Origin of the sequence: Saccharopolyspora erythraea (assembly GCF_018141105.1) — a bacterium.
GTDB lineage: Bacteria > Actinomycetota > Actinomycetes > Mycobacteriales > Pseudonocardiaceae > Saccharopolyspora_D > Saccharopolyspora_D erythraea_A.
Window position 1 is genome coordinate 455,965 of sequence record NZ_CP054839.1, and the last position, 12,250, is coordinate 468,214.

Below are 12,250 nucleotides of genomic sequence, written 5' to 3' on the forward strand. Positions count from 1 at the left end.
GGTTGGGAGGACGAACGTGGCTGCTGGTCGCCCGCCTAGGCGCGGAGAGGGCCCCCGGCTCCGGGTCGGAGTGATCTCCGCGGGGAGGGTCGGTGCCGTGCTCGGCGCGGCCCTGCACCGTGCGGGTCACCAGGTCGTGGCGGTGTCCGGAGTGTCGGCCGCGTCGCTGCGGCGGGCCGAGGAACTGCTGCCGGGCGTGCCGGTGCTGCCGCCCGACGACGTCGCCGCCCAGGCCGACCTGGTGCTGCTGGCGGTGCCCGACGACGCGATCGCCGGCCTGACGCGCGGTCTGGTCGCCACCGGCTCGCTGCGCGCGGGGCAGATCGTTGTCCACACCTGCGGCGCGCACGGCGCCGACGTGCTTTCGGCCGCTACCGAGATCGGCGCGCTGTCGCTGGCGCTGCACCCGGCCATGACCTTCACCGGCCGCGCCGAGGACGTCGAGCGCCTGGCGACCGCCTGCATGGCTGTGACCGCGTCGGGCGAGGACGAGGCGGGCTGGAGCGTCGCCGAGGCCCTGGCGCTGGAGCTGGGCATGGAGCCGGTCCGGGTTCCCGAGCAGGCGCGAAGGCTCTACCACGCCGCGCTGACCCACGGCGCCAACCACCTGATCACCCTGGTCAACGACTGCGCGGACCTGCTGCGCGACGCCGGGGTGGAGATCCCCGACCGGGTGATGGCGCCAATCCTGTCGGCGTCGCTGGACAACGCGCTGCGCTTCGGCGACCGCGCCATCACCGGACCGGTGATGCGCGGCGACGCGGGCACGGTGCGCGCGCACCTGGCGGCGCTCAACGACGACGACCCCGACGCGGTGCCCGGCTACCGGGCGCTGGCGAAGCGGACCGCCGAGCGCGCCGTGCGTTCGGGCGTGCTGCGCGCCGACATGGCATCCGACGTGCGCGACGCGCTGGAGGGGGAGCCGTGAGCCACCCGTCCGGGCGTCCGCTGAACGACACCCCTCGCGCGGGTGTTCCCCGAGCCGCCGAGGAGCTGCGATGACCGCACCCGAGAGGGTCGGCGCGGGTCCGGGCTTCGCCCCGGGCGCGCTGACCGTGCACGACCGTCCCGCCGAGCTGGCCAAGGTCACCCGGGCGCTGCGCGCGACCGGGCGCAGGATCACGCTGGTGCCCACGATGGGCGCGCTGCACGAGGGCCACCTGGAGCTGGTCCGCCGCGCGCGCCGCGACTCCAACAGCGTCGTGGTCGTGTCGATCTTCGTGAACCCGCTGCAGTTCGGGCCCGGCGAGGACTTCACCCGCTACCCGCGCACCTTCGACGCCGACGTCGAGGCGTGCCGCGCCGAGGGTGTCGAGCTGGTCTTCGCACCGGACCGCGACGAGGTCTACGGCCCGGATCCGCAGATCACCGTCCACCCCGGACCGCTGGGCGACGAGCTCGAGGGCGCCAGCAGGCCGGGGCACTTCGCCGGAGTGCTGACCGTCGTGGCGAAGCTGCTCGGCATCGTCCGCCCCGACCTGGCGCTGTTCGGCGAGAAGGACTACCAGCAGCTGGTGCTCATCCGGCGGATGGCGCGCGAGCTGAACCTCGACACCGCGATCCAGGGCATCCCGATCGTGCGGGCGCCCGACGGGCTCGCCCTCTCCTCGCGCAACGTCTACCTCAGCGACGAGCAGCGCCGGGCCGCGCTCGCGCTGTCGGCGGCGCTGGCCGCGGGCGCGCACGCGGGCCGCGACGGGGCGGAGGCGGTGCTGCGGGCCGCCCGCGAGGTGCTGGCCACCGAGCCGCTGGTGCGGCCGGACTACCTGGAACTACGGGACACCGAACTCGGCGCCGCCCCCGCCGAGGGCGAGGCCCGGTTGCTGGTCGCGGCGAAGGTCGGCGAGACCAGACTGATCGACAACGCCCTGGTGCTGCTCGGCGACCAGGGCGACAGCCGGCCCTGAGCCACCCCCGAAACGAGGCCAGCGGTCCGGCTCCCCCCGAAGGAGGTCTGCGATGTTCCGCACGATGCTGAAGTCCAAGATCCACCGAGCCACGGTCACCCAGGCCGACCTGCACTACGTCGGGTCGGTCACCGTCGACGCCGACCTGATGGACGCCGCCGACCTGCTCGAAGGCGAGCAGGTGGCGATCGTCGACGTCACCAACGGCGCGCGGCTGGAGACCTACGTGATCACCGGCGAGCGCGGGTCGGGTGTGATCGGCATCAACGGTGCCGCCGCGCACCTGATCGAGCCCGGCGACCTGGTGATCCTGATCTCCTACGGGGTGATGGACGAGCTGGAGGCGCGGTCGGTGCGGCCGAAGGTGATCTTCGTCGACGCCGACAACCGGATCGTCGAGCGCGGTCAGGACCCGGGCCACGCCCCGGTGGGCTCCGGGCTTGCCAGCACGGCCGCCTCGGTCACCTCGGCGATCACCGAGGCCGGCGCCGAGACCGACGACGCGGCCAAGCTCGACGCCCTGCTCCAGCAGCCCGAGCACTGATCGACGCCCAGCGGGCGGCCGCGCCCCGCACGACACGCCAAGGGAAGGGAAGACGGTGCTGCTCGCCATCGACGTCGGTAACACCAACATCGTGCTCGGTCTCTACGCCGACGAACCGGCGGAGGGCGTCGACCCGGTGCTGGTCCGGGACTGGCGGATGCGCACCGAGCCGCGGATGACCGCCGACGAGCTGGCGCTGACCGTGCGCGGGCTCCTCGGCTCCTACGCCGACCGGATCACCGGCATCTCGGCGCTGTCCACGGTGCCGTCGTTGCTGCGCGAGCTGCGGGTGATGCTCGGCCGCTACTGGAGCGACGTGCCGCGGGTGGTCGTCGAGCCGGGCGTGCGCACCGGGGTCCCGCTGCTGGTCGACAACCCGAAGGAGGTGGGGGCGGACCGGGTGATCAACACGCTGGCCGCCCACCACCTGCACGCGTCGAACTGCGTGGTCGTCGACTTCGGAACCTCGACCAACGTCGACGCCATCTCGGCCAAGGGCGAGTTCCTCGGCGGCGCGTTCGCGCCCGGCATCGAGATCTCGCTGGACGCGCTGGCCTCCCGCGCGGCGCAGCTGCGCAAGGTCGAGCTGGTGCGGCCGCGCTCGGTGATCGGCAAGAACACCGTGGAGTGCCTCCAGTCGGGCATCCTCTACGGGTTCGCCGGCCAGGTGGACGGCCTGGTGCGCCGCATCGTGGCGGAGCTGGAGTCCACCCACGGCGGGCCGACGACGGTTATCGGCACCGGCGGGCTGGCGCCGCTGGTGGTGACCGAGTCGGACACCATCTCCCACCACGTGCCGGACCTGACCCTGCTGGGCCTGCGCCTGGTGTACGACCGCAACTTCGGTTCCTGAGACCGCCGCCGCGCCCCGAGCGCGGTCCGACGCCTGGTGTCAAGTCGCCGTGAGCAGGTACGTACCCTTGTTGCCCGTGACTGACCAGGACCGTTCCATCCCCACCGCCGCGGACGCCGAGGGCGTCGACGACCTGCCCGAACAGCTCCGGGTCCGGCGGGAGAAGCGGGAGCGAATGCTGGCCGGGGGTGTCGACCCCTATCCGGTGAATCTGCCGATCACGCACACCCTGGCCGAGGTGCGCGCCGCCCACCCCGACCTCGCCCCGGACACCTACACCGGGGACCAGGTCGGTGTCGCGGGCCGGGTGATGTTCCTGCGCAACACCGGAAAACTCTGCTTCGCCACGCTCCGCGGCGGCGACGGCACCGAACTGCAGGCGATGCTCAGCCTCAAGCAGGTCGGCGAGGACGCGCTGGCCGCCTGGAAGAGCGACGTCGACCTCGGCGACCACGTTTTCGTGCACGGCGAGGTCATCACCTCCCGCCGCGGCGAACTGTCGGTGATGGCCGACGAGTGGCGGCTGGCGGCCAAGACGCTGCGCCCGCTGCCGGTGGCGCACAAGGAGCTCGGCGACGAGACCCGGGTCCGGCAGCGCTACGTCGACCTGATCGTGCGCAAGCAGGCCGCCGACACCGTGCGAACAAGGGCCACCGTGCAGCGGTCGCTGCGGGATTCCTTCCAGCAACGGGGTTTCATCGAGGTCGAGACCCCGATGTTGCAGACCCTGCACGGCGGTGCCGCGGCCCGTCCGTTCGTGACGCATTCCAACGCCTTCGACATGGAGCTGTATCTGCGCATCGCGCCGGAGCTGTATCTCAAGCGCTGCGTGGTGGGCGGCATCGAGAAGGTTTTCGAGATCAACCGGAACTTCCGCAACGAGGGAAGTGATTCTTCCCACTCGCCGGAGTTCGCCATGTTGGAGTTCTACCAGGCGTACTCCGATTACGACGGGATGGCTCGGCTGACCAGGCGGCTGGTGCAGGAGGCCGCCGAGGCGCTCACCGGTTCGCAGGTGGTGACCTGGTTCGACGGCACCGAGTACGACTTGTCCGGCGAGTGGTCGTCGGTCACGATGTACGGCTCGTTGTCCGAGGCCCTGGATTCGGAGATCACCCCGGAAACCCCGGTGGACGTCCTGCGCAAGCACGCCGACTCGGTCGGTTTGCAGACCGACCCGGCCCACGGGCACGGAAAGCTCGTCGAGGAGCTGTGGGAACACCTGGTGGGCGATCATTTGTACGCGCCGACCTTCGTGCGCGACTTCCCGCTGGAGACCGCGCCGCTGACCCGTCAGCACCGCAGCGAGCCCGGTGTGGCCGAGAAATGGGACCTCTACACCCGGGGATTCGAGCTTGCGACCGGCTACTCCGAACTGGTGGACCCGGTCGTCGAGCGCGCCCGGTTGGAGGAACAGGCCAGGCTGGCGGCGTCCGGCGACGAGGAGGCCATGCACGTCGACGAGGACTTTCTGCGGGCGCTCGAGTACGGAATGCCACCCAGCGGCGGCGTCGGAATGGGGATCGACCGCTTGTTGATGGCGTTGACCGGCCTCGGTATCCGGGAGACGATCCTGTTCCCGCTGGTCCGTCCGGAATGACCGTCCCGGCCGGGGCCGGCAGAATTTTCCTCGCCGGGGTGAGTGCGTTAGCGCAGTTACTGCGCTAACCTACCCCTCAGAATGACTCGGTGACGGATATTGGTGCACTCGAACGGAGCTGACCGACGTCCCGTTATTGCTAATAACTCCGGGGAGGACTTCCGAGATGGCACAGAAGGTCACGGTCACCCTTGTCGACGATCTGGACGGCGGGCAGGCCGATGAAACCGTCGAGTTCGCGTTGGACGGCGTGTCCTACCAGATCGACCTTTCCAACGATAATGCGACCGAGTTGAGGGACGCCCTGGCGAACTACGTCTCCAGCGCGCGTCGTGCGGGCGGTCGCAAGAAGCCGGGTCCGCGTCCCGGTGCCGGCCGGTCGGCCGGTGGTTCCACGAGCGCGGACCGGGAGCAGAACCAGGCCATTCGGGAATGGGCCAGGAAGCGGGGTCTGAAGGTCTCCGACCGCGGGCGTATCCCCGCGGACGTGGTGGAGCAGTACCACAAGGCGAACTGAACGCGGCACCGCGATAGGGGCGTTCTCGGCTTTCGGTGGCCGGGAACGCCCCGGTGTTTCTTACCGTCTTTCACGTTGCGCGGGCCCGATCCCGCGTTTTTGCCAACCGCTGGCGCCTCGCGATCTTTTGGCGTCGATTTCCCACGGGCGGTGCCCCGGCGGCCCTGCCGGGGCGCGGGCGGGCTTTGGCGGTACTTCATGCCGCGGGCCTCCGGCGGCGCTGAGCCCTACCGGGCGCGTTTCGATGCCGCGGCCGTAGTGGCCGTCCCCGCCCGGCGTTTCCCGCGGCCGTAGTCGGCCGTCCCCGCCGGCCTGTCCCGCTGACGCGGTCCACCGGCCCCGCCCGCCTGACGCCGCCGTCATCGCAGGCATGGGCGCGCTCGTGCGCGGGCGTGCGCACGCCTCGCCGGACCCGGACGTCGCCACGCGTGTCGTCGGCTAGTCTTAGGCCGACCTAACCTAGGTGCGCCATACCTAAGTACGCAGGCCGACGGCAGAGGGAGTGGGATGTGAGCCGCAGCGCGATCGTGGGCGACCCGCCCGAGGCCGCACGCGAGCCCGCTGCGGGCGGGCGGCTGGCGGCCCGCCGCCGCAGACGGCTGGTCGGTGTCGGAGTGCTCGCCCTGCTCCTGCTGCTGAGCTGCCTGCTCAGCGTGTTGCTCGGTGCCAAGCCCATGTCCCTCGACGCGGTCTGGAGCGCGCTGTTCGCGCCCACCGGTACCGAGAACGATCTGATCGTCCGCGAGTTGCGGGTGCCGCGCACGATCGTCGGAGTGCTGGCCGGGATCGCGCTCGGACTCGCCGGTGCGCTGATGCAGGGCCACACCCGCAACCCCATCGCCGACCCCGGCATCCTCGGCATCACCCACGGCGCGGCGCTGGGCATCGTGCTGTCGGTCTACGTCTTCGGCATCACCAGCCTGTTCGGCTTCATCTGGTTCGGCTTCGGCGGCGCGCTGCTGGGTGCCCTCGCGGTGTTCGCCATCGGCTCCATCGGCCGCGGCGGACCCACCCCGGTCACGCTGGCGCTGGCCGGCATGGCCATCGGCTACCTGCTGCAGGCCATCACCTCGGCGCTGGTGCTGGTCGACCAGCAGAGCCTGGAGACCTACCGGTTCTGGAAGGTCGGCTCGATCGCGGTCACCGACAGCTCGGTGATCTGGCAGGTGCTTCCTTTCCTGGCGGTCGGGGTGGTGATCGGGCTGGCCAACGCCTCCGGGCTCAACGCGCTCTCGCTCGGCGAGGACGTCGCCCGCTCGCTCGGCCACCGCGTGCAGTGGTCGCGGCGGCTGGGCATCGCGGCCATCGCGGTCCTCGTCGGCGGGGCGGTCGCGATCTGCGGGCCGATCGGCTTCGTCGGCCTGATCGTGCCGCACGTCGCCCGCTTCTTCACCGGCGCCGACTACCGCTGGCTGCTGCCCTTCGCGGCGCTGATGGGCGCGTCGGTGGTGCTGCTGGCCGACGTGCTCGGTCGGCTGGTCGCCCGGCCCGCCGAGATCCAGGTGGGCGTGATGCTCGCGGTCGTCGGCGCCCCCTTCTTCATCGGACTGGTGCGGCGCAGGAAGTTGGTGCGGTTGTGACCCGGACTGTGCAGACGCCGGCGGTCGCGGGCCGCACGTCCGTGCGGGTGGGCCCGGTCTCCGGTGTGCTGCGGTTGCGGCCGGCGCTGGTGCTGCTCGCCGGGCTGGCGCTGCTACTGCTGCTCTTCGTGCTCAACGTCGGGCTGGGGGAGTACCAGATCAGCCCGGCCGAGGTGCTCAGCACGCTGGTCGGCGGCGGCGACCGGGCGGGGCAGGTGATCATCTGGGAGCTGCGGATGCCGCGCTCGCTGACCGGCCTGCTGGTTGGCGCCGCGCTCGGCGCGGCGGGGGCGGTCATGCAGGCCATCGCCCGCAACCCGCTGGCCAGCCCGGACATGCTCGGCATCACCTGGGGCGCGGGCACCGCGGCCACCGCGGTGATCGTGCTCGGCGGCAGCGTCGGCACCATCACCGGCGCGCTGGAGTCGGTCGGGCTGCCGCTGGTGGCGCTGGCCGGCGGGCTCCTCGTGGGCCTGGCGGTGTACGCGCTGTCCTACCGCAACGGCGTCGACTCCTACCGCCTCGTGCTCGTCGGTGTCGGCATGAGCGCGCTGGCGGGCAACGCGACCTACTGGCTGCTGTCGGTCGGCGACGTCAACGACGCGGGCCGGGCGATGGTGTGGCTGACCGGCAGCCTCAACGCGCGCGGCTGGGAGCACGTCGTCCCGGTGGCCATCGCGCTGGCCCTGCTGGTGCCGCTGACGCTGGTCGGGGCGCACGTGCTGGGCGCGCTGCAGTTCGACGACGACACCGTTCGCGGCCTGGGCATCCGGATGGACGCCGCCCGCGGCGCGCTGCTGATCGCCGCCGTCCTGCTGGCCGCGGTGGCGACTGCCGCGGCCGGGCCGATCCAGTTCGTCGCGCTGGCGGTGCCGCAGATCGCGCTGCGGCTGGCCCGCACCGCCATGCCGCCGCTGCTGACGTCGATGGTGCTCGGCGCCGCGCTGGTCGTCGGATCGGACCTGATCTCGCGCACCGCCTTCGGCGGCATCGAGATGCCCGTAGGCATCGTCACCTCGGTGCTGGGCGCCCCTTACCTGATCTACCTGCTCGTCCGTCGGTACCGGGAGGTCCGCGCATGACACCGGGAGTCTCCACCCAGCGAACCGGCACGGCCGCCGCCGAGGACGGCAGGCAGCGGCTGCACGCCAGGGACCTCAAGCTGGGCTACGGGGAGCGGGTCGTCGTCGACGGCCTGGACGTCGACGTCGTCGACGGCACCATCACCGCCGTGATCGGGCCGAACGGCTGCGGCAAGTCGACCCTGCTGCGCGCGCTGGGCAGGCTGCTGCACCCGCAGCGGGGCAGCGTGCTGCTCGACGGCAAGCACATCCACAAGATGGCGACCAAGGACGTCGCGAAGGTCCTGGGCCTGCTGCCGCAGTCGCCGCAGGCGCCGGAGGGGCTGACCGTGGCCGACCTGGTCGCGCGCGGGCGGCACCCGCACCAGTCCTGGTACCGGCAGTGGTCCTCCGACGACGAGACCGCGGTCGCCGAGGCGCTGGGCATGACCGGCATCGAGGACCTGGCCGAGCGCACCGTCGACGAGCTCTCCGGCGGCCAGCGCCAGCGCGCATGGCTGTCGATGGCGCTGGCCCAGGGCACCGACCTGCTGCTGCTGGACGAGCCCACGACCTACCTCGACCTCTCCCACCAGGTGGACGTGCTGGACCTGATCGGTCGGCTGCACGACGACAGCGGGCGTACCGTCGTGATGGTCCTGCACGACCTCAACCTGGCCGCCCGCTACGCGGACCGGCTGGTGGCGATGAAGGACGGTGCGATCGTCGCCGAGGGGGCCCCCGACGAGGTGCTCACCGAGGAGCTGCTGGCCGAGGTGTTCGGCCTGAAAGCCCGGGTCATCGCCGATCCCGTGGTGGGCACCCCGATGGTCGTCCCGGTCGGTGGACGGCGGATGACGAACGGCGGCTGACTCTTTCGGGTGAAGGTGCGACCGAGGGTCCTCGGTGCTGTTCGCGCTCAGCGGACAACGTCGCCTGACCAGGTCGAAGCCGGAATGCCGCAGGCCAGCGGGTCGTTGCGGAGTGTGTCGTACGAGAATGTGAAGAGCAGGCCGCCAGCGGGCACGGACCGCGATGGGGTCGGACTACTACAGTGGTCGGGAAGAGTGCTGAACCCAACGCGGGCCTCGGCGTAACAGGAGCCGTGTCCCGGCAACAGACCGCCGGCGCAGCAGTCAGGGAGTGCGAATGTTCGAGAGGTTCACCGACCGCGCGAGGCGGGTGGTCGTCCTGGCCCAGGAAGAGGCCCGGATGCTCAACCACAACTACATCGGCACCGAGCACATCCTCCTGGGCTTGATCCACGAGGGTGAGGGTGTCGCCGCCAAGGCGCTGGAGTCGCTGGGTATCGCGCTTGAGGGCGTGCGCCAGCAGGTCGAGGAGATCATCGGCCAGGGTCAGCAGGCTCCGAGCGGTCACATCCCGTTCACCCCGCGGGCGAAGAAGGTGCTGGAGCTGTCGCTGCGCGAGGCGCTGCAGCTGGGGCACAACTACATCGGGACCGAGCACATCCTGCTGGGCCTGATCCGCGAGGGCGAGGGCGTGGCCGCGCAGGTGCTGGTCAAGCTCGGCGCGGACCTCAACCGGGTTCGCCAGCAGGTGCTGCAGCTGCTGTCGGGCTACCAGGGCAAGGAGCCGGCCGAGGCAGGCGGCCGCGGCGAGGGCACCCCGTCGTCGTCACTGGTGCTGGACCAGTTCGGCCGCAACCTGACGCAGAGCGCCCGCGAGTCCAAGCTCGACCCGGTCATCGGTCGCGAGAAGGAGATCGAGCGGATCATGCAGGTCCTCTCGCGGCGCACCAAGAACAACCCGGTGCTCATCGGCGAGGCGGGCGTCGGCAAGACCGCCGTGGTCGAGGGCCTGGCGCAGAAGGTCGTCAAGGGCGAGGTGCCCGAGACGCTCAAGGACAAGCAGCTCTACACCCTCGACCTGGGTTCGCTGGTCGCTGGTTCGCGCTACCGCGGTGACTTCGAGGAGCGCCTGAAGAAGGTGCTCAAGGAGATCAAGACCCGCGGCGACATCATCCTGTTCATCGACGAGATCCACACCCTGGTGGGCGCGGGTGCCGCCGAGGGCGCCATCGACGCGGCGAGCATCCTCAAGCCGATGCTGGCTCGCGGCGAGCTCCAGACGATCGGTGCGACCACGCTGGAGGAGTACCGCAAGTACGTCGAGAAGGACCCGGCCCTGGAGCGCCGCTTCCAGCCGATCCAGGTCGGCGAGCCCTCGCTGGAACACACCATCGAGATCCTCAAGGGCCTGCGCGACCGCTACGAGGCGCACCACCGGGTGTCCATCACCGACGGCGCGCTGGTCTCCGCTGCGACGCTGGCCGATCGCTACATCAACGACCGCTTCCTGCCGGACAAGGCGATCGACCTGATCGACGAGGCCGGCGCGCGGATGCGCATCCGCCGCATGACCGCTCCGCCGGACCTGCGCGAGTTCGACGAGAAGATCGCCGACGTGCGCCGCGACAAGGAGTCCGCGATCGACGCGCAGGACTTCGAGCGGGCCGCCCGCCTGCGCGACGAGGAGAAGCAGCTCCTCGGGCAGAAGGACGAGCGCGAGAAGCAGTGGAAGGCGGGCGACCTCGACGTCGTCGCCGAGGTGGATGACGAGCAGATCGCCGAGGTGCTGGCGAACTGGACGGGTATCCCGGTGTTCAAGCTCACCGAGGAGGAGACCACGCGTCTGCTCCGCATGGAGGACGAGCTGCACAAGCGGATCATCGGCCAGGACGACGCGGTCAAGGCGGTCTCGCAGGCGATCCGGCGCACCCGTGCCGGGTTGAAGGACCCGAAGCGGCCGTCGGGGTCGTTCATCTTCGCCGGCCCGTCCGGTGTCGGTAAGACCGAGCTGTCCAAGGCGCTGGCGGAGTTCCTGTTCGGCGACGACGACGCGCTGGTGCAGATCGACATGGGCGAGTTCCACGACCGCTACACCGCCTCGCGGCTGTTCGGTGCCCCTCCGGGCTACGTCGGCTACGAGGAGGGCGGTCAGCTCACCGAGAAGGTGCGCCGCAAGCCGTTCTCGGTGGTGTTGTTCGACGAGATCGAGAAGGCCCACCAGGAGATCTACAACACCCTGCTGCAGGTGCTGGAGGACGGCCGCCTGACCGATGGTCAGGGCCGCACGGTGGACTTCAAGAACACGGTGCTGATCTTCACCTCGAACCTGGGCACCCAGGACATCTCCAAGGCCGTGGGCCTGGGCTTCTCCGCCGGCACCGACTCCGAGTCGAACTACGAGCGGATGAAGAGCAAGGTCAACGAGGAGATGAAGAAGCACTTCCGGCCGGAGTTCCTCAACCGCATCGACGACGTGATCGTGTTCCACCAGCTCACCGAGGCCGAGATCATCCAGATGGTCGACCTGCTGGGCGCGCGGGTGGAAAAGGCCCTCAAGGGCAAGGACATGTCGCTGGAGCTGACCACGCTGGCCAAGAAGCTGCTGGCCAAGCGCGGGTTCGACCCGGTGCTGGGGGCCCGGCCGCTGCGCCGGACCATCCAGCGCGAGATCGAGGACAAGCTCTCGGAGAAGATCCTGTTCGGCGAGATCGAGCCGGGCCAGATCGTCATCGTCGACGTCGAGGGCTGGGACGGCGAAGGCTCCGACGACAAGGCCCACTTCACCTTCCGCGGTGAGACCAAGCCGTCGCTGGTGCCCGACGCCCCACCGGTCGACCTCGCCGGCTCCACCGGCTCGTCGACCGACGACAAGTCGGAAGGCACCTCCGACCAGGAGTGACGTAGCAGCGGCAGTGGCCCCCGCACCGAACGGTGCGGGGGCCACTTCGCGTTGTGCCTCCACCGCGGCGACGGCGTCGCCCCGCTCGGGCCAACTTGTGGCTCACCACGAGAGAGGAGCCTCAGTTCTCATCCCGTCGACCTGGCGCCAGCCCGATCAGGCCGGGTCAAGGGGGCCCGCTGGACGCGAGCCGCAGGATGCCTCGAATACCGGCCCCCTTGACGCGGTCTGATAGCCCTTGTGGAGGTCGGCGGGATGAGAACCAGGGCTCCGAACGGACCGCAGCCTGCGAGCAAGGGCCCTCATCCCGGAGACCTGCCGGGGGTCTGGGGGCGGCGAGCGCCCCAGAAGCACCCACCCACCGCGACCCGCAAGGCCAGGGTGAATCCCCGCAAACCCACGCGCACCGCTTCTCACCGCGACCCGCAAGAGCAACTGCCCCGAAAGCCCACGCGCCCCACCCTGACGGCCGGGGCG

General features: G+C 70.7%; 10 protein-coding genes. All 10 read left to right on the forward strand.

The window, feature by feature from the left end:
* Positions 1 to 16: 16 nt before the first annotated feature.
* Positions 17 to 928, forward strand: a complete 912-nt coding sequence (locus HUO13_RS02150; protein ID WP_282975725.1) for a Rossmann-like and DUF2520 domain-containing protein — start codon at positions 17 to 19, stop codon at positions 926 to 928.
* Positions 929 to 998: 70 nt separating this feature from the next.
* A complete protein-coding gene (panC, locus tag HUO13_RS02155) occupies positions 999 to 1,907 on the forward strand; it encodes a pantoate--beta-alanine ligase (protein WP_211899831.1) in 909 nt (302 codons plus the stop codon).
* 52 nt (positions 1,908 to 1,959) lie between these two features.
* Positions 1,960 to 2,451, forward strand: a complete 492-nt coding sequence (gene panD, locus HUO13_RS02160) for an aspartate 1-decarboxylase (protein ID WP_211899832.1) — start codon at positions 1,960 to 1,962, stop codon at positions 2,449 to 2,451.
* A 55-nt stretch (positions 2,452 to 2,506) separates the two neighbouring features.
* Positions 2,507 to 3,304 carry a type III pantothenate kinase gene (locus tag HUO13_RS02165; protein WP_211899833.1) on the forward strand — a complete coding sequence of 266 codons (798 nt, stop codon included), beginning with the start codon at positions 2,507 to 2,509 and terminating at the stop codon, positions 3,302 to 3,304.
* Positions 3,305 to 3,380: 76 nt separating this feature from the next.
* A complete protein-coding gene (lysS, locus tag HUO13_RS02170; protein ID WP_211899834.1) occupies positions 3,381 to 4,904 on the forward strand; it encodes a lysine--tRNA ligase in 1,524 nt (507 codons plus the stop codon).
* A gap of 166 nt (positions 4,905 to 5,070) precedes the next feature.
* Complete coding sequence (locus HUO13_RS02175) at positions 5,071 to 5,421, forward strand: histone-like nucleoid-structuring protein Lsr2 (protein WP_009946420.1); 351 nt, start codon at positions 5,071 to 5,073, stop codon at positions 5,419 to 5,421.
* Positions 5,422 to 5,930: 509 nt separating this feature from the next.
* The gene (locus tag HUO13_RS02180) at positions 5,931 to 7,001 is read left to right on the forward strand and encodes a FecCD family ABC transporter permease (protein WP_249124397.1); all 1,071 of its coding nucleotides are present in this window, start codon (positions 5,931 to 5,933) and stop codon (positions 6,999 to 7,001) included.
* Complete coding sequence (locus HUO13_RS02185) at positions 6,998 to 8,083, forward strand: FecCD family ABC transporter permease (protein WP_211899835.1); 1,086 nt, start codon at positions 6,998 to 7,000, stop codon at positions 8,081 to 8,083. Before HUO13_RS02180 ends, HUO13_RS02185 begins: the two co-directional genes overlap by 4 nt.
* Positions 8,080 to 8,934 carry an ABC transporter ATP-binding protein gene (locus HUO13_RS02190; protein WP_249124398.1) on the forward strand — a complete coding sequence of 285 codons (855 nt, stop codon included), beginning with the start codon at positions 8,080 to 8,082 and terminating at the stop codon, positions 8,932 to 8,934. Before HUO13_RS02185 ends, HUO13_RS02190 begins: the two co-directional genes overlap by 4 nt.
* Before the next feature lie 277 nt (positions 8,935 to 9,211).
* Positions 9,212 to 11,773, forward strand: coding sequence for an ATP-dependent Clp protease ATP-binding subunit (locus tag HUO13_RS02195; protein WP_211899836.1), 2,562 nt, complete (start codon positions 9,212 to 9,214; stop codon positions 11,771 to 11,773).
* Positions 11,774 to 12,250: the final 477 nt, after the last annotated feature.